At 45.1% G+C, this 19,937-nt stretch carries 35 protein-coding genes and 2 tRNA genes; 9 read left to right on the top strand and 28 right to left on the bottom strand.

Annotated elements, in window-relative coordinates:
* Positions 1 to 5 precede the first annotated feature (5 nt).
* The 13 genes from terL to JUF10_RS12800 form a co-directional block, all read right to left on the bottom strand.
* Positions 6 to 1,520 carry a phage terminase large subunit gene (gene terL, locus JUF10_RS12855; protein ID WP_236008253.1) on the bottom strand — a complete coding sequence of 505 codons (1,515 nt, stop codon included), beginning with the start codon at positions 1,518 to 1,520 and terminating at the stop codon, positions 6 to 8.
* Positions 1,517 to 2,347 (bottom strand): phage terminase small subunit, encoded by an 831-nt coding sequence (gene terS / locus JUF10_RS12850; RefSeq protein ID WP_203642942.1) that lies wholly within the window; start codon positions 2,345 to 2,347, stop codon positions 1,517 to 1,519. Before terS ends, terL begins: the two co-directional genes overlap by 4 nt.
* A gap of 57 nt (positions 2,348 to 2,404) precedes the next feature.
* Entirely contained in the window at positions 2,405 to 3,172 is a 768-nt protein-coding gene (locus JUF10_RS12845) for a DUF2829 domain-containing protein (RefSeq protein ID WP_203642941.1), read from the bottom strand.
* Positions 3,173 to 3,206: 34 nt separating this feature from the next.
* Positions 3,207 to 3,452 (bottom strand): hypothetical protein, encoded by a 246-nt coding sequence (locus JUF10_RS12840; RefSeq protein ID WP_203642940.1) that lies wholly within the window; start codon positions 3,450 to 3,452, stop codon positions 3,207 to 3,209.
* A gap of 3 nt (positions 3,453 to 3,455) precedes the next feature.
* The gene (locus JUF10_RS12835; RefSeq protein ID WP_203642939.1) at positions 3,456 to 3,800 is read right to left on the bottom strand and encodes a hypothetical protein; all 345 of its coding nucleotides are present in this window, start codon (positions 3,798 to 3,800) and stop codon (positions 3,456 to 3,458) included.
* 15 nt (positions 3,801 to 3,815) lie between these two features.
* Entirely contained in the window at positions 3,816 to 4,112 is a 297-nt protein-coding gene (locus tag JUF10_RS12830; RefSeq protein WP_203642938.1) for a DUF6275 family protein, read from the bottom strand.
* A gap of 273 nt (positions 4,113 to 4,385) precedes the next feature.
* The gene (locus tag JUF10_RS12825; RefSeq protein ID WP_203642937.1) at positions 4,386 to 4,589 is read right to left on the bottom strand and encodes a hypothetical protein; all 204 of its coding nucleotides are present in this window, start codon (positions 4,587 to 4,589) and stop codon (positions 4,386 to 4,388) included.
* 195 nt (positions 4,590 to 4,784) lie between these two features.
* Complete coding sequence (locus JUF10_RS14160; RefSeq protein ID WP_373301355.1) at positions 4,785 to 5,255, bottom strand: DNA-methyltransferase; 471 nt, start codon at positions 5,253 to 5,255, stop codon at positions 4,785 to 4,787.
* 9 nt (positions 5,256 to 5,264) lie between these two features.
* A complete protein-coding gene (locus JUF10_RS14155) occupies positions 5,265 to 5,519 on the bottom strand; it encodes a hypothetical protein (RefSeq protein ID WP_236008249.1) in 255 nt (84 codons plus the stop codon).
* Between the two features lie 173 nt (positions 5,520 to 5,692).
* A tRNA-Ile gene (locus tag JUF10_RS12815) sits at positions 5,693 to 5,766 on the bottom strand.
* Positions 5,767 to 5,994: 228 nt separating this feature from the next.
* Positions 5,995 to 6,065 (bottom strand) — tRNA-Arg (locus tag JUF10_RS12810).
* A 78-nt stretch (positions 6,066 to 6,143) separates the two neighbouring features.
* Entirely contained in the window at positions 6,144 to 6,626 is a 483-nt protein-coding gene (locus tag JUF10_RS12805) for an ArpU family phage packaging/lysis transcriptional regulator (protein ID WP_203642935.1), read from the bottom strand.
* Between the two features lie 89 nt (positions 6,627 to 6,715).
* Positions 6,716 to 6,904, bottom strand: a complete 189-nt coding sequence (locus JUF10_RS12800; RefSeq protein WP_203642934.1) for a helix-turn-helix domain-containing protein — start codon at positions 6,902 to 6,904, stop codon at positions 6,716 to 6,718.
* 133 nt (positions 6,905 to 7,037) lie between these two features.
* On the opposite strand from JUF10_RS12800, the gene JUF10_RS12795 reads away from it, so the two are divergent.
* On the top strand, positions 7,038 to 7,175 hold the full coding sequence (locus JUF10_RS12795) for a hypothetical protein (protein WP_203642933.1): 138 nt from the start codon (positions 7,038 to 7,040) through the stop codon (positions 7,173 to 7,175).
* Between the two features lie 235 nt (positions 7,176 to 7,410).
* Here the strand turns inward: JUF10_RS12795 and JUF10_RS12790 are convergent, their stop codons facing one another.
* The 15 genes from JUF10_RS12790 to JUF10_RS12720 form a co-directional block, all read right to left on the bottom strand.
* Entirely contained in the window at positions 7,411 to 7,611 is a 201-nt protein-coding gene (locus tag JUF10_RS12790) for a hypothetical protein (RefSeq protein WP_203642932.1), read from the bottom strand.
* 142 nt (positions 7,612 to 7,753) lie between these two features.
* Positions 7,754 to 7,975: a Thoeris anti-defense Tad2 family protein gene (locus JUF10_RS12785; protein WP_203642931.1), complete on the bottom strand. Its 222-nt coding sequence runs from the start codon at positions 7,973 to 7,975 to the stop codon at positions 7,754 to 7,756.
* Positions 7,965 to 8,123, bottom strand: coding sequence for a hypothetical protein (locus tag JUF10_RS12780; RefSeq protein WP_203642930.1), 159 nt, complete (start codon positions 8,121 to 8,123; stop codon positions 7,965 to 7,967). Before JUF10_RS12780 ends, JUF10_RS12785 begins: the two co-directional genes overlap by 11 nt.
* Positions 8,124 to 8,273: 150 nt before the next feature.
* On the bottom strand, positions 8,274 to 9,089 hold the full coding sequence (locus JUF10_RS12775) for a YopX family protein (protein ID WP_203642929.1): 816 nt from the start codon (positions 9,087 to 9,089) through the stop codon (positions 8,274 to 8,276).
* Positions 9,086 to 9,355, bottom strand: a complete 270-nt coding sequence (locus JUF10_RS12770; RefSeq protein WP_203642923.1) for a hypothetical protein — start codon at positions 9,353 to 9,355, stop codon at positions 9,086 to 9,088. The genes JUF10_RS12775 and JUF10_RS12770 overlap by 4 nt, the downstream gene beginning before the upstream one ends.
* Positions 9,356 to 9,357: 2 nt before the next feature.
* A complete protein-coding gene (locus tag JUF10_RS12765; RefSeq protein ID WP_203642922.1) occupies positions 9,358 to 10,071 on the bottom strand; it encodes an antA/AntB antirepressor family protein in 714 nt (237 codons plus the stop codon).
* Positions 10,068 to 10,841: a DnaD domain protein gene (locus JUF10_RS14215; protein WP_268911975.1), complete on the bottom strand. Its 774-nt coding sequence runs from the start codon at positions 10,839 to 10,841 to the stop codon at positions 10,068 to 10,070. Before JUF10_RS14215 ends, JUF10_RS12765 begins: the two co-directional genes overlap by 4 nt.
* A gap of 131 nt (positions 10,842 to 10,972) precedes the next feature.
* Positions 10,973 to 12,031, bottom strand: a complete 1,059-nt coding sequence (locus JUF10_RS12755; RefSeq protein WP_203642909.1) for an exodeoxyribonuclease X C-terminal domain-containing protein — start codon at positions 12,029 to 12,031, stop codon at positions 10,973 to 10,975.
* Entirely contained in the window at positions 12,031 to 12,549 is a 519-nt protein-coding gene (locus tag JUF10_RS12750) for a hypothetical protein (protein ID WP_203642907.1), read from the bottom strand. The genes JUF10_RS12755 and JUF10_RS12750 overlap by 1 nt, the downstream gene beginning before the upstream one ends.
* Positions 12,537 to 12,863: a hypothetical protein gene (locus JUF10_RS12745; RefSeq protein ID WP_203642905.1), complete on the bottom strand. Its 327-nt coding sequence runs from the start codon at positions 12,861 to 12,863 to the stop codon at positions 12,537 to 12,539. Before JUF10_RS12745 ends, JUF10_RS12750 begins: the two co-directional genes overlap by 13 nt.
* A 109-nt stretch (positions 12,864 to 12,972) precedes the next feature.
* Complete coding sequence (locus tag JUF10_RS12740) at positions 12,973 to 13,149, bottom strand: hypothetical protein (protein WP_203642903.1); 177 nt, start codon at positions 13,147 to 13,149, stop codon at positions 12,973 to 12,975.
* A 2-nt stretch (positions 13,150 to 13,151) separates the two neighbouring features.
* On the bottom strand, positions 13,152 to 13,463 hold the full coding sequence (locus tag JUF10_RS12735; RefSeq protein WP_203642901.1) for a DUF771 domain-containing protein: 312 nt from the start codon (positions 13,461 to 13,463) through the stop codon (positions 13,152 to 13,154).
* A 5-nt stretch (positions 13,464 to 13,468) separates the two neighbouring features.
* Positions 13,469 to 13,981, bottom strand: coding sequence for a transcriptional regulator (locus JUF10_RS12730; RefSeq protein WP_236008245.1), 513 nt, complete (start codon positions 13,979 to 13,981; stop codon positions 13,469 to 13,471).
* Positions 13,982 to 14,046: 65 nt separating this feature from the next.
* On the bottom strand, positions 14,047 to 14,214 hold the full coding sequence (locus tag JUF10_RS12725) for a hypothetical protein (protein ID WP_203642899.1): 168 nt from the start codon (positions 14,212 to 14,214) through the stop codon (positions 14,047 to 14,049).
* A gap of 18 nt (positions 14,215 to 14,232) precedes the next feature.
* Positions 14,233 to 14,457 (bottom strand): helix-turn-helix domain-containing protein, encoded by a 225-nt coding sequence (locus JUF10_RS12720; protein WP_203642898.1) that lies wholly within the window; start codon positions 14,455 to 14,457, stop codon positions 14,233 to 14,235.
* Between the two features lie 158 nt (positions 14,458 to 14,615).
* Between JUF10_RS12720 and JUF10_RS12715 the strand changes: the two genes are divergently transcribed.
* The 8 genes from JUF10_RS12715 to JUF10_RS12680 all read left to right on the top strand — a co-directional run bounded on the left by JUF10_RS12715 (position 14,616) and on the right by JUF10_RS12680 (position 19,831).
* Entirely contained in the window at positions 14,616 to 15,005 is a 390-nt protein-coding gene (locus JUF10_RS12715) for a helix-turn-helix domain-containing protein (protein WP_203642897.1), read from the top strand.
* Positions 15,006 to 15,013: 8 nt separating this feature from the next.
* Positions 15,014 to 15,430, top strand: a complete 417-nt coding sequence (locus tag JUF10_RS12710; RefSeq protein ID WP_236008243.1) for an ImmA/IrrE family metallo-endopeptidase — start codon at positions 15,014 to 15,016, stop codon at positions 15,428 to 15,430.
* Positions 15,431 to 15,477: 47 nt separating this feature from the next.
* Complete coding sequence (locus tag JUF10_RS12705) at positions 15,478 to 16,443, top strand: toxin Cry1Ac domain D-VI-related protein (protein ID WP_203642896.1); 966 nt, start codon at positions 15,478 to 15,480, stop codon at positions 16,441 to 16,443.
* 55 nt (positions 16,444 to 16,498) lie between these two features.
* Positions 16,499 to 17,062 (top strand): DUF8453 domain-containing protein, encoded by a 564-nt coding sequence (locus JUF10_RS12700; protein ID WP_203642895.1) that lies wholly within the window; start codon positions 16,499 to 16,501, stop codon positions 17,060 to 17,062.
* Positions 17,063 to 17,182: 120 nt separating this feature from the next.
* Entirely contained in the window at positions 17,183 to 17,608 is a 426-nt protein-coding gene (locus JUF10_RS12695; protein ID WP_203642894.1) for a DUF6978 family protein, read from the top strand.
* Between the two features lie 36 nt (positions 17,609 to 17,644).
* On the top strand, positions 17,645 to 18,436 hold the full coding sequence (locus JUF10_RS12690) for a DUF1828 domain-containing protein (RefSeq protein ID WP_236008241.1): 792 nt from the start codon (positions 17,645 to 17,647) through the stop codon (positions 18,434 to 18,436).
* Positions 18,437 to 18,537: 101 nt separating this feature from the next.
* Positions 18,538 to 19,695, top strand: a complete 1,158-nt coding sequence (locus JUF10_RS12685) for a site-specific integrase (RefSeq protein WP_236008239.1) — start codon at positions 18,538 to 18,540, stop codon at positions 19,693 to 19,695.
* The gene (locus JUF10_RS12680; protein ID WP_203642892.1) at positions 19,688 to 19,831 is read left to right on the top strand and encodes a hypothetical protein; all 144 of its coding nucleotides are present in this window, start codon (positions 19,688 to 19,690) and stop codon (positions 19,829 to 19,831) included. The genes JUF10_RS12685 and JUF10_RS12680 overlap by 8 nt, the downstream gene beginning before the upstream one ends.
* Positions 19,832 to 19,937 lie beyond the last annotated feature (106 nt).

Here is a 19,937-nt window from a genome sequence, read left to right as displayed (position 1 = left end):
TTTTCCTAGTGCAAAATACCGCCATACAAGCTGTGTTCGTAAACAGTAGCCTGTGGCATCTTAGAAGCCATGTTCTGACTAAGTGCCTGAGTCATTGAGTCAACTTCATCATCATGTTCCATGTTCGGGAACCCGGTCCACTCATCAAGCATTTCGCGGACCCACGGTTGCCAGCGTGGATGTGGCAGGTAAATGTTCCCAGCCTCAAAGAATGGGACGACTACGCTAGCCCGCTCCGTCTTATCACCCTTAGGGACAACACCAATCACGCCAGAAATGTAGTTACGAATCTGGGTGATAACCGCGGACCCGTTGGCTTTGTCTTCAACGAACACCCCACTAGAATCTGGGTGTCGCTGGCTCATCGACTTAATGGCCGCAATTTGCTGTGGGAAACTCATACGTGCGTGTACGCGGTCCAATAGATAGAAGTTAGCCCCCTGCTTGCCCCAAGTCTGCCCGGCCACAAAGTCGGACGTGTCCTTGTCGGTAAACGTGAGGTCCCAACTGCTCCAGACCTTATCAAGCTTAGGCTGGATAGCCACAGTCTCATCATGGTCAAGTCCCAGCTTGGTGGCAGTAGCTGTATCAGGTAGGTAGTAGTGAATCTGGGATTCTTTGAAGATGTTCCCGCCTTCGATTACCGGCCGTTGCTGGTACAGTGCTGCCCAAACCTTGCTACCAGATACCACGCGCTTCTCTTCGGCCCACTTCTTATCCTTAAAGAGTGGTTTACCAGGGGCCAGCGTTTCACCAGGCTTACGTCCCAGTAAGTCATGGTCTTCGGCAATCAGTGGCAGCCTGAGTTCTTGCCATGGCAGAGCCTTCTCAGCCAGCAAATAGCCAGCCAAGTCGGATACGTGCCAACGCGTCATGATCACGATAATCGAAGCGTCAGCTGATAGCCGCGAGTTAAGGCTCCCTTGCCACTCCTCAAGAATCTTCTTGCGGATAGTCGGGCTATTAGCCTGTTGCATGTCCTTCAGGGGGTCATCGACAATCAGTAAGTCAGCGTGCTTCCCAGTCGCGGCCCCTAAGATAGTCGTACTGTGCATGGCCCCGCGGTGTCCCGCAATCTGCCATTCGTTGGCGGTATGTTTGCGCTCAGAGACTTCGAGTCCGTACATACGACCGGCAAATTGCCCGAATTTCTCTAGGTTTCGCGTACCGAACCGCTGTGCTAAGTCGTCAGCATAGCTGGTCACCATGACTTCCTTGTCAGGGTTCTTCATCAAGAAGGCTGAGGGGAACGTTTCAGTGATAGTCGTCGACTTACCATGTTGTGGCGGCATTTCAACAATCAAAAAACGCCGCTCCCCATCAAGAATAGGTTGCAGCGCATTACAGATAAGCTGTGTGTACGGGTACATGACCGTTCGCTTAGCGTCGTCCTCATCACGGCCCCAATTCTGGGTCATCATGAAGTACTCCGCGTAATTCCGGCGCGATAGCTCAAATTCCGCCTCTTCGGCAAGATATTCTTGCTGTTCTGGTGGCAAATCAGCTAAAATCATGGTCATCTTCCTTTCCTCAAAGCTTTCAATTCTTCAACAGACAATTGACCCATCTGCTTACGCAAGTTGAGTTCGCCAGTCTTTTCTTTCACGCTCAGCAACTCGTTTTGAGCCAGTTCGATCTGGATATTCAGCAAGCTACGGCGCTCATCACTGAGAGAACTGATAATCTGTTGCTTCTGCTTGACTGCCCGCATAAGCGCAATATTGACTGCGTTAAGTGCCGAATCCAGACGGCCTAAATCATCAATCTTCCGGTTTTGGACAGCTTTACCCGTATCAAGATATACTTTGTTGTGAGTGTCAAAAATCACGTTAACTGAGCGGTCCACTGCGTCAGCATCTTCCATCTCCTGGCGAGCCTTGATTCGCTCCATGATGCGATGTTGCCGAATTTTAAGTGTCCGAATCTGGGTGTTGATGGTCAACAACGGATCATCGGTCACTCCCTCGAAAAGGGTGCGCTCTTTATCCGACATCGTGTCAAAGTCAATGGTCTCGTACTCACCCGTCACCAAGGCATTGCGATTACCCTTAGGTGCAGCACCGCCAACATTCCCGACAGCATTTTTATTGCCGGGTGGTGCCCCACCATCATTGCCGGCGGCATTCTGATTATGGTGCGATGAATGGTAACGCTCCTTTTCGGTGTCGCCATCATTGGTAACGTTACCTTTGAGTTCGTCGCTCCACTTATCAAGTGACTTCCACTTGCGAATCTGGCTTGGTGATACGCCTAACTCTTCAGCAATATCCTTCAAATGCCGTTTACCATCGGACTCAAGCCACATTTGCTTTGCTTTATCTCGTTTAGGATTCCGTGCCCGTGCCAATCAAGTTCACCACCTCCGGTCATCAAATTTGTGTTGAGTTTGTTTCAGAAAAATTCGCTAAAATCGAAGTTCTCCGGAATCGACGCAAGCCTGTAGTTCGCGCTGAATACCTTCAAGCAATAAATCCGGATAGTGACCATTCATAGGAATGTGCAGCCCTTTCACTCCATTTTGGAGGATGATTGCACACTGTTTGCCCGTACTGTCGTTAAGCCCAAGCTGGTCAATAGTTGTTTTAGCGGCCTTCTTCAAGCTTTCACTTACTGCCTTAGAAATACTGTCAGCAATCTTTTCCGTAAGATGGTCAGTATCCACATTCACGGTGATTTTGGGACTAACGTGCATCTTATTACCCGTGCCTAGCAAGTATTCGTCTGCGGAAAAGCGGTTTAAATACTGGCTATCGGCTACTTCCCAATCATTCGCTAACATGTCAGTTTGACTAGCCAGCCATGGGACACGGTCCTTAGGGGCTCCCTGGTTATCCGTCTGTAAGCCAGTCGTGTCAATGTAGATAAAATCGTGTGACATATCCGAATTGGCAGTGGCCGTTCTCAATTTGATAAAAATCCCCTTACCGTTCCATCCTTTACGTCGTAGCCGTTTTCCTTGCTTTAATAGTTTTAACGCCTTACTAAAATCCATGGTTTTGACATCTTCCTTCTTAGAATGACGAACAGCCGGTTTGACCGGACTGTAATCTACTAAATACCGTTCATTTCCAACAGCTGAAATGCTGACAATTATGCAATCCATTCCGTCAACATCAACTACTGTCGCTGAGCACTGCTGATGGATTGCTTTCTGCAACTGTTCATCGTTCATGACCATATACTTTCTCATCATGCCGTCCCCGATTCTAAACGTTCATATCCATACGGAACAGTGGGTGAGACCCGGCAAATTCAACCACCGCTACCCCTAATTCAGTTGGAAATGGTGAGTCATTCCACGATTGGAGCACAAACACGCCCGTGTGATCATCGGAAATCTGCGCGTGAACTACACCACGCTCATCAGTAACCGTGATTAGCTTTTTCTTTTTATCGTGTACTATGTGGCCATTAAATTTTGTGGCAATCTTGCCTAATTGACTTAGCTTCATTCCTTACATTCCCTTCACATAATCAATGTGTGGCCGACTTCCGATTCGTAGTGTGACCCATGGAACCTCGATTTTCTTAACTTCAAGACTAGGCAAAATTGCTACCGAATCAATAGAAGCTGTCACGACCATACGCCCATAAACTGCTTTAAACTCGTGTCCCTTAAAGAACTGCTCCAGATTGTCATCAATGATAAATGTACTGATCAACAAACTGGATGAGGTTACTTTAAAAAGCATATCTTTAGGAATCCAATTCACCAATTGACCATCAACGAAGAATTGCCATCGCGCCATATTATAGCAAGCTACATGAAACCCAGCTAATGGGTTCGATTCTGATGCCATTTTCAACACCCCTTACTAATCCACTCTTTCCGCACTGTATTCGATATTTTCGAACTTCTTGTAGGCATCAAAATAGATTTCCCCTTTGTCACCGTTATAAGTAAGCTCGTAGTACATGCCGTCACTTACAGTCGTACTCAACAGTGCCTTTGAATTTTGTAACGTCTTGGCCATCCAAACGACATAAACGTTGCTTGGAAAAATTCGGGGATCAGGTAATGGACTATAGGATAAGCCTGACATATCCATATGCGTATTTGTATAGTCAGCGACTAATTGCTTTGCCTTTTCGATAAATTCTTTATTTGTCATGTTTATCTTTCCTTTCAGTAATCTCACCAACAGAAAAAGCACCACTCTTCTGTGAGTGATGCTTGATATACTCTCGTTCCGACCATGGCATTAAATCTCGTTCCGTAATATGGTCGATTTTGCTACCATATGAGCCGTTTTGCCAGTACATGGGTGTTTGCTTACGTCTTACCATACGCTCGCCATCCACGCGATAAGGATACCCACGACGAACGCCGTGAGCCCTGCAATCAGCTCTTCAACATTTTGACGCCGCATTGGGCATCCCTCCTTCTAACTAATCCACGGTCGAATCTGGTCCTTACGATAAAACTTGGCATGATCACGGGGATTGCGTTCCTTAGAACGGCGCCATGCACGGTTCCCACCTAAATAAATTGGCATTCTTGGAAGCCTACCTATCTTGCCGAGATCTTTGCCATTGATGAATACGTGGACATCATCAAAATCAAAGTCTTCCAATCCTTCAGGCATCATGGATCATCAACTCCTTTTCTGCCACATACAACCGGATTTTTCCGAGCAAACTATTTGCTTTGAGCTCTCCTGTTGACCGGTGCTTTAGCTTTAAGCGCTCTTGCCCCGCTGATAGTCTCAAATGCACGTTCCCCCAGATTCCGCCATACATAACGCCATTTACGACAGTTGGATAAATTACATGGTACATAGCTGTCACTCCTCCTGTGCACACTTAATCCGTTGTTGAGCCACTTCAAAGTAATTCTGGTCTAGTTCCATGCCACCGAAGCTACGACCTGTCTTAACACACGCAACACCCGTTGACCCGCTACCCATGCAGTTGTCCAGTACCAAATCCCCCGGATCCGTGTACGTCTTAATCAGGTAGTCCAGCAGACGTGTTGGCTTTTGCGTTGGGTGCGCCGTCTTACCGCTGATGCTGCTGAAACGAATTACGTCACGCGGGTAACGGCGACCGTCGCTTTGACTAACTACGTTGACGTCTTTAGCAACGTGATAATTACTCGTCTGCGTCCCACTCTTAACCGACCGATACGGCTTGCCAGCAGTGAACTGCGGGTTATACGTCGGTAAATGCTTGTAAAATACCAGGATGTTCTCATGAGCTTTTAACGGCAAATGATGTGCCCATAGGAATCCGGTTGCCCGCGACTTTTCCCAAATCCACTCGTGTCAAAATGGGAGGCTCTTGGGCGCTGAATCGATTAGTTTGGCGCCGAACGGCAGCTGACTAAACAGCACGATAGCTCCGTGGTCCTTAATCACGCGGCTGTACTGCTCCCACAGTGGTTCAAACGGGATAACCGAATCCCAAGCATTTGCAGTCGTCCCGTACGGCAAGTCACAGCAGATCATATCCACCGACTTATCTCCCAAATCCTTCATCAATTCCAAGCAGTTACCCTGACGCAAATCCACACAAACCATCTGACAGACCTCCAACATTTTTATGTACGCAAAAGAGCCGCTCTACCACAGACGGCCCTCGACTAATTTAAACTAGCTTTGAGAGGAGTTTTCGCCTCTTTTCGCTAGATTATTTTGGGTGCTTGCATTCTCATGGCAGGAGAGTCCATCTCCTTTTTATGATTTACACCCAATGGACCATGTAGGACTCGAACCTACGACCGGACGGTTATGATCCGCCTGCTCTAACCAATTGAGCTAAAGGTCCAGGAACCCGGCTGTTTGGGGACCGGGCAAGTTTGTATGCCTATTTACTTAGGCAATGTGGTGTCCGGGTAGCGAGCCCGGTATGGCCTTTGTGCCACCACACCACTACTAGAATTTGGTCCTACCTTAGAGTGCTGATCAGGCTACTCATGTATCGTGGCGTAGGAGCTTTTGTCGGTTTTAGACGCCGACTCACTAGCAATGCTCCAGAACTTCACGGCGGTACCAATGCGCGCAGCGGGAGTCGAACCCGCGTCAGTAGTTTAGGAAACCGCCGCTCTTCCAGCTAAGCTATACGCGTTTTTTGATTCTTTCGATGGTACTAATTTACACCCATAATCCGGGTAAAAAGTACGATGCTTTTGAAGTGTTTTTGAGCTAAAAGTCCGATTTCTTTCGATACAGGTATTCGTCAAACTTCAAGTCATCGCGTTGCAGTCCCCGTCGTGCCAGCCTCCCAGTGAATGCATAGTAGAATTCAATAATGGCCGCCTTCTTACGATCACTAAACCGGCTATGTTCATAGTGGACGATATCTTCAACATGCTTGTTTGATTCATGCATGACCAAAGAATGCCACACAATCCCAGAACTTATACCAGCCATGTTCTGAAACGCCTCCAACACGCACTCAACGACTTCCTGATAGTCTGCAGCTTCTACAAGTTCCCTGTCACGGTCTGAACTAACCCCCGGTGCCTTTGGCATACCATCGTATTTCGGTGACTGCAAAGAAGCTAGACTTTTCCCTGACTTCAACACTAATCGCATAAAGTAGTGGTTAAAGAACCGCTTCACACACTTGATGACTTCCTTATCGTTCGACTTCTCAAAAAGTTCCGTTTGCTCTAATGCCATCATCAGTCCAACCCCCATCAAATAAGCGTTTGTGGTACAATAAGTTTGTTAGTTTAATTTGGTGAGGGCTGCTGCCGGGCGGCCCTTTTTTGCTACCTAAATTCGTCTAAACTGACATCTAGTGCTTTGGCAATTCTACACATCAAATCGAAACTTGGTCGCTTAATTTTGCCATTCTTCAACGCATAAATATTTGAATCATTAGGATCACCCATCAACTTTGATAAGCGATGCGGTGTGATTCCTTTTTTCTTTAGAATTGCATCTACCTTATTCCACATACACATTCCTCCAAATTGATATCCACAACTTATTGCGGGCTTATATAATTTGTGATACTATTGACACACAACATGTTGTGGGAACTCTAGTTCTCTATCGCATGTTGATACCACTATAAAGGTGGTGAGATACATGGCAAAACGTGGTTCACGTGGCGGTCGTACTTCAAAACCTGTTGCTCGGAAAGCCTCTAAGATTTTACGTGACGGCCGATACGGTAAAGCTGCTAAATCGGTAGCTGCCAGTGCTTTATCACAAGCTAAGAAGTAATTTATCAAGCAATAAATTCTTCTTTACAACTTGAGTGCATCGGGAATCCTCCAATTCTCGATGTTTTTTTGTGCCTACCTGGCCACCATCACCATACCAGCAATTGCACCGAGCATGACGACCGCCCAGAGTATGAACGATCCTAGCCTACCGTTGTACCATGACCAGTTGGCCTTGTTCTTCGCACCAACTACCACTACAAACAGCGCTAGAAGCTCCCAAAACAGACGCCACGTCATTGCCGTTCCTCCAGTTCATCCAGTGGTACCCGAATCGCGGTTGAGTGTCCCTCTTCCAGAAAGAAGGCTTGCCCCCGCATCAGAAACCCATCACTGGTTTGATACTCCTCCTGAACTATGCTGAGGCACTTGCCCCAGTAGTCCTCTGCCACATGATGTTCCCTAACCATAAGGGTCTTACCGCTATCGCTACGCATGACCACGCCACTCCGATACTTACGGGTGGTCAGACTTTCAAACGACGGCCGGTGCCATACCACCGATGTTCCCGTGCATGTTCCGCCATCCGGCGCTTCTTCTTGCGCATGGTGGACTTTTTCGTGTGCTTCCGTTGCTTACTCATACTTCCTCCCAATCAGTTGCCATGATGTCATCTGAGTCTAAGGAAATTCCTTCGTCTCGATGTTCGTCTAAAACAGCATCAATATCAGGATCATGTAGTTCCTCAAAAGTAATGTTGGCGATTGTGTCGTTCAATTTTGCAAGGCAGAAGTTTTCCCATCCGACTCGCTTAATAGGTTCCCCATGCTTTAACAGCTTGAACGCTTTTTCAAATTTCATCATCATTCTCCTTATCATCAAAGTAGTTGCATACCTTTTGAAACGCCGCTGTAGCCTGTCTCAACTCATCTGAATTGCTACCGTCACGGTACTCGTCGTCTAGGACTAGTGCGTCTGCGATGGTCTGCAACGCGTTTTCAACGTTCATTTCTTGATTACCTCCACCCGCCAGCCATTAATGACCGGCCTCTTCTGTTGCCAAAGTGCAGCTTTTATCTTCCATGTCGCTACGTGGTCCAAGTAGTGTGTCCGTGCGTATGACAGCTGACACTCATGGCAGTCGTTCTCGTTCGTCAATCTAACTAACATCGGTCACCGTGACCTCTATCCGCGGATCGTCTGAGTAGTACTTGTCGGCCGTCAGACTCACAATCAGGTTGTCATCCTTCCAGATAACGTCTGTCAGCGCGTCTTCAATCAATTTGACATAGTTAGACGTGTCCGGCTTTACGATGGGTCTGTGCTCTCCTGTGGCCCGTCTATCGTGTTCCTTGTGGCTGACTGACTTCTGGATTGAGCGATAGATGGCAATCTTGACAGCAATCGCTTTGCCTTCGATGAGCGGGCCGTTGTACTGCAAGTCTGCCGCCCCACTGACCATCTCTTTGTACACACGGCTCTTTCTAGGGTCGTGTGCTGTATGAGTGTAACTGTTGAAGCGTGGGCGCCCGGCTTGTACCGGTTCGCCGTGAACCACGATGTGGGCTAACACACGTTTGCTCTGAGGAACACTGTGCCTCTGATACTCAATCATCTCTGATAGCATGGAACGCTCAGGTACACCGCCGTTCAGGTAGTCTGGTTTGTAGACAATCGCACCGATCAGAGGCTCGCCAAATGGCTTACCGCTCTCGTAATCTAGACTTCTTTTGGAGACGATGTCGCCTTCACAGATTTCTTTGCCACCTTCGTCTTTAAGTCCGGTGTACTGCTCCAGCACCATGCCGACCTTGACTACAGGGCGAGTTACGGGACTGTCTACAGGCCCGTCGTTCTGACTATCATCTTTGCCTGCCTCAATCCAGTAGGCATTTCCATCGATGAATTCAAGGTAGCTCGGCTTCAGCATCTTGTGCTGGACGGGGTCCCACGCCCGAAACTTAATCTCTCTCATCGTTCAGCGCCCTCCTCAACAAGTGTTGGATTGACAATTAAGTGATCGTAATCAGAGCACCAATGATCAGCCAACTTTTGTAGACTTGAATATGGCTGAGACAGTGCAATTCCTTCACCCAAGTCAACTAAGAAATAGATTTTAGCGATATCATCATCGTCATGGCCCTGCACTACCATAGAATAAGAGTCATACATAGAATTCCAGATAACATTTCCCGGCTTATAAATACCGGGATCTGCAGTTTCCTTTAGCTTAAACTTCATTTCTACGCCTCCAGTGGCAATTCCATTTGCTGAATCAACATCTTGGTAGCCGTGTTCGGCTGCCAGTCGTCAATGAACTTCAACGCGGTGTCGTAATCCTTGGCCCGAATCTGGGTACGTGTGTGGACCCCGACGACTTTGTTGAGCCCGTTGCTGATGTCCTTGTACAGCTCACTGCGTTGATCTCGTGTCAGCTTTAAGCGATGATCATCGACATACCGATTGACCGCCCGCGTGACGCCATGGCTGATAGCCGAGTACTCGCTTGGGTCCAACTTCTGGTTTGCTTCGAAGTCGTCCATGCGCTCCTCAACGGTATCGATACGTTTGTTGGCCTCACCGCTGTTTTCTAGCAGCAACTGAATCTTTTCGTCTGGGGTCCGTGGAAGCCGTAGCTTGGAAACTTCCTGATCACGTAGCTTGTTCTCGGCGGCGATGAAGTACCGACGTGCCTGCTTACCCTTGTCGGTACGTTGGAGCATCGCAAGCTCCTTAGCCATGTCCAACGTCATGGCATATTCGATGCGGGGCCTGCCACCACGGCTTTTCGCCGAAATCGGCGTAAAGTCCTGGCCCTCAGAAAATCCATATTCAGTCATATCCTTGAACCAATTCGAGAAGTCCTTACCGACCTCCAAAAAGTCATGCAGCCCTCGTGCATCGACTGCAACATCCTTACTCGTTCTTCCTGTAATTAAATCTCTTAAGTTTGTCATGATGTAGCCTCCTGTTCTCGTTGTTCGTGCTGTTCCTTAAGCCTAGCCATCCGTGCATCCAACTCGGCCTGTTTCTCCGCTGAGAGGGGCTTAGGCTTGTCCTGCTGTGCGTTATCCCGTTGTGCCCAGTCAGGCATGGTCTCCTTGATGTGCGATTGCTTGGCGGCTGGCTTGCGATTGTTGGCCATGCGCTGGTCATGCTCCTCAGCAGCCTTTTTAGCTTGAGCAAGCGTAGTAATCTTGCGTTCCTGCCACCCCTCGATGACGGCACGCAGATACTTAAGTGCTCCCCTAGCCTGAACATCGTGCTCTCCAGCAATCTGGATGGCATAGTCGATGATGTCGGGTGACAGCTGCTGAAGCCATTCGTTAAGTTCAGGCATAGCGATACCGTTGGGGAATCCCCATAGACTTGTCCACTTGTCGATTACGTCTGAGCGGGTGACCGCGTCGTCATCTTCATCTCTTTGTTTAGTTTTGTTTAGTTTAGTTAATGCTCTACTACTGCCTATAGAGGTGTCTATACTACTGTCTCCCCAATTGTCTATATGACTGTCTACACTATTTGTAGGCAGTTGTTCGTACAGCTTAGGGAGATGGTAAATTGCAGCTTGATTACCCGTTCGAGACTTCCAATTGATGTACCCCTTCTGTTGAAGAAGGTTCCGTGCTTTATAGAAGTTGGCTTCTTTAATTCCAGATTTCTGGCATATCACTGATGAGGCTACCGTGAACGTTTCAGACCATGCAGTCTTATTGTTTATGGACATTAGCGCGTACCATAAAGCAATTTCCGATGATTTGAGGGGTTCGACTTCGAGCCGATCATAGAATGCCTTTATCTGAACCAAATAATTCAATTTGCCACCTCCTTACGCCGCCCACCCACCACAATTTATATCTAGTCGAACGGCAATTGGATGTCATCGACGTTCTGAGCATCGTCTTTCTTAGGGAATGGATCGTTATCTTGCTCATACTGTCCTACAAGCCCCTCTTGGAGCTTCTGCAAGCTATTGCAAGCGGTAGTAGCGTCTTTTTCCGTAAGCTTGCTCCAATCGTCTTGTGTACCCTTCCATCCATCAATGATTGTAGCTAAGACTTCGTTGGCAGGTTCCTGTTCAGACACGTTCGTCTGCCCAGCAATCTTCTTTGAGAAGATACTGATAAGGTCCAGCTTGTTCTTAGTCGCCAGCTTAGGGGGCTTAGGTGACATCTTATCGGTAACGTCTTGGGCCGCGTCATCTATGGCCTTAGCCTTCTTAGGATTGAGCGCCATCTCTGCGGCATGCTTGTATTTTGCGTTATCAGAGTTCTTAGCAATCCACTCAATGTAACTACGATCTGTTTTCAGGATTTGACCAATGGTCTCGCCCTTGTGCTTCTTGAACGGAATTTTGACATTTAACGCATCTTCATCGCCCATTGTTTCAGTCTCTTCTCGCTGATTGAATTTCTGCATATCTTCAATATCTTGCGTAAAGACGTTAGACAGGCTAGCAATCGTAAGCGTTGCATCGACTTGCGCCCGTTTCTTAGCCATTTTGAGCACCGTATTGACGATCATGAAGACATCTTGATTGCGGTAGCGCTTCTCTTTGGTGTTCGCAGACCCAAGTCCCTCTGTAATTTTTGTACCGCCTTTAGACAGCGTGCAGCGGATGGTGTAGGCAAAGAATCCCTTCTCGTAGTCTTCAATTTTGTTGGTCACCTCATACTCACTAGTGACACCCATCAGCATTTGAATCTTTTCAGCACCCGGCTTGAGAAGCGTAGGCTTACCAGTACCCGGGATAACCCCGAAGTCTTGACCACTATTTAAATTCTTTTCAACCATTACCTGAAAATTAGAGATGGCTTGGAGTTGTGAAGCCATCTTATTCATATCTGCATTAGCAATCAGTGACATGCCACTGTCTTCTTTAGGTACCGCAACAGCGGTATTAGATTCATTACTCATTATTTTGCCTCCTTAAAATCGTCTGGCTTAAGCTCTGCACTAATGAACTCATCAAGAATTTGACCATCACTATCTGTGACGTGCCCGTTACCCGCAATCAGTTCGCCGTCCGCCAGCATTTGTTTGACCAGTGATTCATTAAATTCACGCTTAGTCTTGATGGCGTCTTGCAGAATTGAATCATCAGGCAAGGACGCCATGAGCTTAGCTGGGGTTAAGTTTTTCGTCAGCACCCAATTATTTTTCTTCGCCGGATCCTTACGAACTCGATCGATACCATCTAGTGACTCATAGCCTGCCATCGCGGCAGTAAAGTCACCGTAAGCTTGCTTGGCTTCATCTTTAAGACGGGCCTCGTAATCAGTCACCAGCGTCTTCTTTTGAACGAATGCCGCCTCGGCATTTTTGTAGCCAATCTCCTCTTTGAACTTGGTCACTTTGTAGCCGATTGAATCTTTGAGAAGTTCCTGACGCTCGAACAGTTCTTTGACACTCGGCGTGCTCTTTACTGCATCCATGCTGATACCCCCTTAAAGCGATTGTGTCCGCAGTAGACGACCAGTGCCGCCTCTGGGCAATACTTGTGAAGTGCCTTCTTGGCATTGTCGAAGTCGTCATATCCACTATCTTTGAAGTTCTCAAGGTAGTTATCGATGTCGTTGCGGTCGTTGTAGATGAGCACGTCATCCCCACCACCGTTGACGACCCAGTAGCGGCTGTTCACCAGCAAAGGATCGTTATTTGTATCCAACATCTCGGGTTCAGCCACGCTGACAGCCTTCTGTAAAGCGTAAAGTTGATGGTACTCAACTGATAGTTCATCTAAAGCCATTGCCAACGCCCCGCTTTCAGAGTAGAATTAGAGCTGAATAATTTTGAGATTTGCAACTTATCTTCGAGCTCTGACGGCCAGGTCAGGGCTCCTTTTTTATGCCGTAAAATCATTTGTAGTCCTCCGTTCCAAACCAATCGCGCTTCCAAGCCTTCCAGCCACCTTTTGACTGAACGTCTTGGTTGAGCTTGTAGCCTAAGTAGACAAGCCCTGCAATTCCTCCTAGCCAGATAAAGGCCATGCCAGCGTAGTAATACAGGAACTGTGCCATTGTGTTGATAACCATGCTTACGCCTCCTTGTGTGCTTCTAAGTAGTCAATCATCGGCCCCACCGGAATTCGCCAACCGTTATGCGTAGCGTTGTAGTCAATGAATCCACCACTCGCTAGGCTGAGATCGTCATGATGCCGGAAGAGGTATCGTGATGCGCGTTGCGTGTTCTGAGTACCATAACGGTACTGAGCAAATTCTCGAAGATTCCATGTCCGGATACGTTGCTGAGATGACTTCCAGTTCTGAAACTTCTCAAACTCAGAATTTGGAATCATCACAAACCCTTCTGGTGCGGTGTGCTTTACGATCACTTCTGATGTACCCATTGCTTTCACCCCCCGTAGTTTGCGTTAGCTTTGTCGAAAACATCTTGTACGTTAATGCCAGCGTACTCAGCCTTCTTCGCGATATCCGTGTGCTCAGCCATGATTTCTTCTGCATACTCACGGAAATAATCATTGATGAGTAGGATTTGCTGTGGGGATCGAAGCTCCTTCTTAGTCGTCATCGCCTCATCAAACGATTCTTCTAATGCCCGACGGTCGTTTTCTTCTTTCTTCTGTCGGAAGAGTGAAGTAATCACGTCATCATGTTTCGTGGTGTCCTTCAAGAAAGAAAGCAAGCCATAATCGTTACGCGCTCCTGAAAACGCCAAGAAAACATCATGCAGAACATGAGCAAGACCAACTCTTATAGATTTGTCTGTAGCCCTGGTCGCATTTTTGATGCGGCTCAGTTGACCTGCGGACATGAAAAGAAGTTGTGCAATTGCTTCCTGACTAGCCGATTTAGGATCATCAAGCGCAAGCGTTAATTGTTCTGCAAATTTATTATCAATCTTCATCTTTTCAACTCCTTATCGACTATCTGGAAAGGATATATCAGCGTTTTCCAATGAGTAGCCGTATATTAGAACCATGAGGACGCGGCGTTAGCAGCTTGGAAGCCGAAGCGTTGTCCTAGGTCTACAATCATCTTTTCCAACTGATCACTATCAGTTTCAGCAATCAGCTTGACGGTTGCGACAGACAAGCCAGACATGCCGGCCACAATTTCAATCTTTTGTTCGCGTATCATCGAATCACCTTCTATATACTAAATTTTCTCTTTAACTTTTTGACAAAAAAACGTAATTGGAACGTTTAGTGCATCAGCAGCAAGAAACGCATATTCCAAAGTTAAACGATTTTTTCCATTTTCAATGTTCCAATAGTGTTGTGTGGTCTTCAGTCCCATTCTCCTTGAGACTTCAGCTCCAGAAAGTCCTAATTCTTTCCTTCGCTCTTGAAGCAGTTCAAGTGCATTAGATTTAACAAACATCAAGTCACCCCCCTTTTTTTATAAATGAATCATTTAACCTATGAATTCAGTATACTTAAACGAATCATTTAAGTCAATAGCAAAGGTAAATTTATTGTTTAAAAACATAAACATATTGTTTAAACATTATATAATACGTTTAACAGGAGGTTAAATCTATGCCAGAAAAGAAGCAAAATGACTTCACTAAGCGGTTAATCAATCTCCGCGAAAACAATAATTGGTCAAAGACAGAGGTTGCTCGACGTTTGGGTCTAAGTAGTATGCAACGCTATGCTAATTATGAATACGGAACTAATGAACCAGATTCAAGCATGTTAAAGCAGATTGCTTCCCTGTATGGAGTAACCACTGATTACTTACTTGGAAAAAACAGTACCCCTGCTTGGGCAACTAAACAGGATACAAATGATTTAAAAAAATTTCTCGAAGCAAACGCAGGATCCATGACATTCGGCGGTGTCAACTTAACGGAGATACAAGATGCACAAGTTCAAGCTGCAATGGCAGCGATATTCTGGAAAGAAAAGAAAAAAGAGAAAAAGTAGGTGTCCTTTTGAAGATAAGTAACGTCGTGAAGACAGTGACTAACCGTTACCACACCGCCAATCCGTTTATTATTGCTGAAAAACTAAATATTCAAGTCGAATGGTGCTACTTCGATGAGTTGCCCCTCGGGAAAACAATTTACTTTGGGAAACGTCCCATTATTATGCTCAACGAAGACATTAAGCATAGACCATATCAGTACTTTGTCATGGGGCATGAACTCGGCCATGTAATCCTACAGGAAGGATTAGTCGGATACTACACCAGCAGTACACGCGCCCATGGTCAATTGGAAACAGAGGCTGATGAGTTTTCAGCGGCTCTCATGGGACTACTCTACATTGAAGACAATGATTGCCTTCCAAGTTCATATGAAGATTTAGCTAGGCAGTATGGTCTACCCTATGACATCATCAAGTACTAGCCTTTGGTTACGCTTGAATATCGCAAAAATTCACTAGGAGGATTAAATTGAACAAAAATATTGTATTAACAAGCGCAATCGCTCTGACACTCCTGCTGACTGGTTGTGGGAATTCATCTCCCAAATTCACTATAAATGGAATGGAAAAGGGCAACTTAAAAACTGACTCTAAGGGGAATTATCACTTATCAGGTAAAGCTGGTGCTAACTCTATCATCAACTACAAATACAAGAATAACTCTGTTCAAAAACACGGTAGCGTTAGTACAAACAAGAATGGAACTTTTAATTTCAATGTTTCTTTAGGCACGTATCAAAAAGAAGCTGATGTTTCAATAACTTCTACACTGAATCATAAAAAATATTCTGACACCGTAGCAATCATAAATGCTTCCAGTGCTTATGAGAGACGTGATGATCTTGATAGCATACAAGAATCTGTCTACAACCTATTCTCTAATTCCAAACACACTGAGCTCAACGAAGAGATGGATTCTAAGTCAGTTAGCGACGTATGGGAAGAAGTAGACACTCTTCCTTCTTCACCTCAAAAAGATAAGCTACTGGTCCTTGTAAAAAGAGCCCAAAAATTAGCTGATAAAGAGCTTGAAGAAGATACTAAAAATACAAAAGCAAGTTCATCAGACCAAATTGGAAAAGCTGAATCTGATAAAAATAGCACTTCCCAAGATAAGTACCAATCCAAATATAAGCGTGTAAGCCTTGAAGATTTCACCGGAAATCCCGACAAATACGACCAGAAACTCATCAAGGTTACCGGAAACGTTACATATATCCAACGTGAATCTGATAATGACACTATGGATTACGTTGTCTTAAGCAATGCCGATAATTCGGTTGCTACCGTTACGGAGATTGAAGTTGAGGATATGCACTCGCACCATATCTCTGAAGGCAGTAATATTACCGTTCTTGGCGGCGGTCTCACTAAGACCGTTAAGCTAAATGACCACACGCTAGAGTCAGATATTATCGTTGATTTTATACAGTAGCTTAAGACCAACCGATTACTTTAATTTCTCTTCAAAGGATATGAGTTTATTGACTATGAAGGATTGGATACAGCTAATAACTAGTATCATCACTGCAATAACTTCTATTGTTGCAATAATCATTTCTATTCGCTCTTTAAATACAACAAAAAGATCGATTGAAAGTGCTAATCGACCTAGTGTTGCAGCTTACTTAAACTGGGAATGGCTTGATTCAAACTTACGGGAATATCTTGTAGTCAAAAATTTTGGCAAATCTGGTGCCATAATCACTAGCATCGTTTTTTCTGAAACGTGGAAAAATTCTCAAAATCAACAACCCATATTCAACGATATGAACGGATATTTTATTGCTCCAAGTCAAAAGTTCATTTCGTTAGCAGAAGTTAATGCGAATGGCACTGGGCCTGAGCGTGCTCGCAAAGTACCTATTACCATGACTATCAACTACACTTGGGATAAGGGAAACAAATCTGATAGCTTTACACACACCTTCAGTGCTGATGCTTACAAAAACTTTGAAGTAAGCCGTCGAGATTCCGGATTTAACGGTAGTCCAATAAATATTGAAACGTTAATCTATCGTATCGCTCATGAGTTCTTTAGGACTCACATGTAGCAGTAACACTTTATTCCATAATGTTCCTACGTCGGCAATTAGCTTCAGTCTGGTGACTCCCCTCGGTCCGATTCCGGGGTGAAGCATTCTAACACGGATTTAAGTATTGGAGGATAGAAAATGGACCCTGATAAACTAACTGACAGTGAAGTGAGCCAGCTTATAAGCGAGATTAAAGAGTTCCTAGATCACCCTGCGTTTAATGCACCTGCCTTTGGTAAATACAAGCAGGAAGAGAATTTGTCAGATAATATAAATGGTATTACCTACAAGCTACATATTTATCGAGGATCACTTGAGTCAAAATACAGTATGCACATTCGCTTTTTATCAAATAACATCCATTTAGTGCGTCTATGTATCCATGGATCTGTTCACCACAATTATGATGGAAATGTAAGCGGCAACCATATCCATATCTATAAACTGCATAATGGAGAAGTACTTGACTATGCTTACCCGCTTGATCAAACCCCATTTAATAAAAGTGATGATCTGGCTAAATCTATGGACAAGTTTTTTAAATACGTTAATATAAAGAGCTAATGATGTAAAATGAAACTATGAAGGAGGTGGATGTCAATGATAGACGGAAAAGCTTTGAGCGATCAGTATTACAAATGGATTCAGGAAAATACTTCATTTAAAGATATTAACTCTAAAATAACAAGAATAGATGAGCCTTTTTTGGATAATGATTCGGACGAAATCACAATGTATGTTGTCCAAAAAGGCAATGGGAAAATCACTCTCACAGATGATGGGTGGACTACAGACAACTTAGAAGGCAAGGGTGTTTCTATTTCCCGATCTGCAAAGCGAAAAAAAATACTCGATCAGCAGATTAAAGCCTACGGCGTCAGCTACGGTGATGATGAGCTATATATAAACACCACAATTGATAAATTCCCCGAAAGTAAGCACCGCTTACTGCAAGCTATTCTTTTTGTTAATGACATGTTCATATTGGCATCCACAAGTGTAGGTGGCATCTTTTTCGAGGATGTATCAGCCTTCTTCTCGTCCCATAACATTCGTGCAAATAAAAATATGGCATATATAGGAGCCAGTGGTCTCACTCACAAATATGAATTTTCTATACCTGGTATAAATAAAATACCGATGAAGCTGGTAAAAACCCTCTCTGCTCCTAATAATCCAATGTTTGCTAAATCAATTTTGGCTGATGTGGAGCAAACAAAGCCAGTTTTGGAAGATCCAAGTGATTTTTACGTATTTATAAACGATTACAATCAGAAAAAAGATACAATTCGTAAAGTTAATCCGGATATTATCAATCTATTTGAAAACAACGGTATCAGGCCGGTTCTCTACTCCAATCGTGAAAATTATGTAGAAGAACTTGGACGTTAATTGCATCATGTATTCCCAAATTGCCCCTTACCGGGCTTTTCTTTAGGCCACAGGCAGAACGTATGTTTGTAAAATGCAAGCATTGATGTTGCCAAAATTAATTGAAAGAAGGAACTCCTATGAGCATCAACAAGCGAGAAAACGGTAAGTGGGAAGCCCGCGTATCGTACAAAGACCCTACTAGTAAGACTGGATATCGTCAGAAAGTTAAAAACTTTGCACGTAAAACTGAGGCTCGTGACTGGGAAGCAGAAACCCTAGACTCACTTAACAAGGGAAGCGACCTCTCAAAGTCCAATACTACGCTCTCACGCTACTTTGAAGACTGGATTAGGACTTACAAGACCGACGGTGTTAAACGCCACACACACGACATTTATATGGGTAATTTAAATCATGTGAAGGAATGGTTCGACGACACCAAAATCGTGAGCATCAAACGCGCTGACTATCAGAAATTTTTAAATGATTTTGGAAAGTCCCACTCCCTAGCTACAGGTCAAAAATTGCACCGGCAAGTTCACTCTGCTATTCGTGACGCCGTTGCTGATGGAATTATCCATCGCGACTTCGCTTATAAGGCTAAAGTTACGGGATCGGACCCTAAGCCTGAATCTGAAAAAGTATTGAGCTACGAAGAGTATACGAAGTTCCGGGGCTATCTCATTAAAAATGCTACCTACCATCGAATGACACAGGAAATGATGCTGTTTCAATTGGAAACTGGCACCCGCTTCGAAGAATGTGCTGGCATGACCTGGAACAACATCAATTTAAAAAGAGGCATTGTCCACATCAATCAGCAGTGGGACGCTGCTAACCAGAACTTCACCAAAACTAAGGGCGGCGGCAAGGCTGATGGTGATATCACGATTGGGCAGAAATACTGTCAGTTCCTTAGAGGCTATCATCAGCAACAAAAAGAGTGGCTTGAGGACCACCGCATACCCAATCCGCTTAACTTAGTGTTCTGGTCCGATCATGGAACCATCATCCAAAACGGAACGGCCAACGAGCAACTCAAAATCATTTGCCGACGATTAGGGATTAAAGAAGTGACCTCCCACGCAATGCGCCACACCCACGCCAGCGTTTTAATTCTGGAAAAAGTATCGCTTCCCTACATTCAGCATCGTCTACGTCATTTAAAATTGGAGACAACCATAAATACCTACGTGCATTTCATCGAAAAGGCTAATGGAATTAGCAACCAAGACGCTCTGGCCTTCTTAGACAAGGGATTTTACGACGATGAGTAGTCAAATTCTTCGCAATTCTTCGCATGTTTTTACCGAATCCGAGTTTTGCGAAGAACTTGCGAAGAATGATTTGCATTTGAATGCTTTTGAGGCAAAAAGAAAAGAGCCAGGAACGCCGGATTATCAGCATTTTTAGCTCTTTTAGTATTTCAGTGATTCTCTATTTATCACCCGCACGGAATATGTATCCAATGGGGACAGACCCCGCAAACCCTGTAGCACCGGAGTTTGTACTTAATGGG

It is taken from the genome of Levilactobacillus andaensis, assembly GCF_016861695.1.
Classification (GTDB): domain Bacteria; phylum Bacillota; class Bacilli; order Lactobacillales; family Lactobacillaceae; genus Levilactobacillus; species Levilactobacillus andaensis.
The sequence above is the reverse complement of the archived record's forward strand: the minus strand, read 5'-3'. Positions and strand labels throughout refer to the sequence as shown.

Bases quoted from the DNA above. Each gene is read 5' to 3' on its own strand.
- terL (WP_236008253.1), bottom strand. From the start codon at position 1,520: ATGACCATGATTTTAGCTGATTTGCCACCAGAACAGCAAGAATATCTT.
- JUF10_RS12845 (WP_203642941.1), bottom strand. From the start codon at position 3,172: ATGAACGATGAACAGTTGCAGAAAGCAATCCATCAGCAGTGCTCAGCG.
- JUF10_RS12840 (WP_203642940.1), bottom strand. From the start codon at position 3,452: ATGAAGCTAAGTCAATTAGGCAAGATTGCCACAAAATTTAATGGCCAC.
- JUF10_RS12835 (WP_203642939.1), bottom strand. From the start codon at position 3,800: ATGGCATCAGAATCGAACCCATTAGCTGGGTTTCATGTAGCTTGCTAT.
- JUF10_RS12830 (WP_203642938.1), bottom strand. From the start codon at position 4,112: ATGACAAATAAAGAATTTATCGAAAAGGCAAAGCAATTAGTCGCTGAC.
- JUF10_RS12825 (WP_203642937.1), bottom strand. From the start codon at position 4,589: ATGATGCCTGAAGGATTGGAAGACTTTGATTTTGATGATGTCCACGTA.
- JUF10_RS14155 (WP_236008249.1), bottom strand. From the start codon at position 5,519: ATGGTTTGTGTGGATTTGCGTCAGGGTAACTGCTTGGAATTGATGAAG.
- JUF10_RS12805 (WP_203642935.1), bottom strand. From the start codon at position 6,626: ATGATGGCATTAGAGCAAACGGAACTTTTTGAGAAGTCGAACGATAAG.
- JUF10_RS12800 (WP_203642934.1), bottom strand. From the start codon at position 6,904: ATGTGGAATAAGGTAGATGCAATTCTAAAGAAAAAAGGAATCACACCG.
- JUF10_RS12795 (WP_203642933.1), top strand. From the start codon at position 7,038: ATGGCAAAACGTGGTTCACGTGGCGGTCGTACTTCAAAACCTGTTGCT.
- JUF10_RS12790 (WP_203642932.1), bottom strand. From the start codon at position 7,611: ATGCGTAGCGATAGCGGTAAGACCCTTATGGTTAGGGAACATCATGTG.
- JUF10_RS12785 (WP_203642931.1), bottom strand. From the start codon at position 7,975: ATGAAATTTGAAAAAGCGTTCAAGCTGTTAAAGCATGGGGAACCTATT.
- JUF10_RS12780 (WP_203642930.1), bottom strand. From the start codon at position 8,123: ATGAACGTTGAAAACGCGTTGCAGACCATCGCAGACGCACTAGTCCTA.
- JUF10_RS12775 (WP_203642929.1), bottom strand. From the start codon at position 9,089: ATGAGAGAGATTAAGTTTCGGGCGTGGGACCCCGTCCAGCACAAGATG.
- JUF10_RS12770 (WP_203642923.1), bottom strand. From the start codon at position 9,355: ATGAAGTTTAAGCTAAAGGAAACTGCAGATCCCGGTATTTATAAGCCG.
- JUF10_RS12765 (WP_203642922.1), bottom strand. From the start codon at position 10,071: ATGACAAACTTAAGAGATTTAATTACAGGAAGAACGAGTAAGGATGTT.
- JUF10_RS14215 (WP_268911975.1), bottom strand. From the start codon at position 10,841: ATGTCCATAAACAATAAGACTGCATGGTCTGAAACGTTCACGGTAGCC.
- JUF10_RS12755 (WP_203642909.1), bottom strand. From the start codon at position 12,031: ATGAGTAATGAATCTAATACCGCTGTTGCGGTACCTAAAGAAGACAGT.
- JUF10_RS12750 (WP_203642907.1), bottom strand. From the start codon at position 12,549: ATGGATGCAGTAAAGAGCACGCCGAGTGTCAAAGAACTGTTCGAGCGT.
- JUF10_RS12745 (WP_203642905.1), bottom strand. From the start codon at position 12,863: ATGGCTTTAGATGAACTATCAGTTGAGTACCATCAACTTTACGCTTTA.
- JUF10_RS12740 (WP_203642903.1), bottom strand. From the start codon at position 13,149: ATGGTTATCAACACAATGGCACAGTTCCTGTATTACTACGCTGGCATG.
- JUF10_RS12735 (WP_203642901.1), bottom strand. From the start codon at position 13,463: ATGGGTACATCAGAAGTGATCGTAAAGCACACCGCACCAGAAGGGTTT.
- JUF10_RS12730 (WP_236008245.1), bottom strand. From the start codon at position 13,981: ATGAAGATTGATAATAAATTTGCAGAACAATTAACGCTTGCGCTTGAT.
- JUF10_RS12725 (WP_203642899.1), bottom strand. From the start codon at position 14,214: ATGATACGCGAACAAAAGATTGAAATTGTGGCCGGCATGTCTGGCTTG.
- JUF10_RS12720 (WP_203642898.1), bottom strand. From the start codon at position 14,457: ATGTTTGTTAAATCTAATGCACTTGAACTGCTTCAAGAGCGAAGGAAA.
- JUF10_RS12715 (WP_203642897.1), top strand. From the start codon at position 14,616: ATGCCAGAAAAGAAGCAAAATGACTTCACTAAGCGGTTAATCAATCTC.
- JUF10_RS12700 (WP_203642895.1), top strand. From the start codon at position 16,499: ATGAAGGATTGGATACAGCTAATAACTAGTATCATCACTGCAATAACT.
- JUF10_RS12695 (WP_203642894.1), top strand. From the start codon at position 17,183: ATGGACCCTGATAAACTAACTGACAGTGAAGTGAGCCAGCTTATAAGC.
- JUF10_RS12690 (WP_236008241.1), top strand. From the start codon at position 17,645: ATGATAGACGGAAAAGCTTTGAGCGATCAGTATTACAAATGGATTCAG.
- JUF10_RS12680 (WP_203642892.1), top strand. From the start codon at position 19,688: ATGAGTAGTCAAATTCTTCGCAATTCTTCGCATGTTTTTACCGAATCC.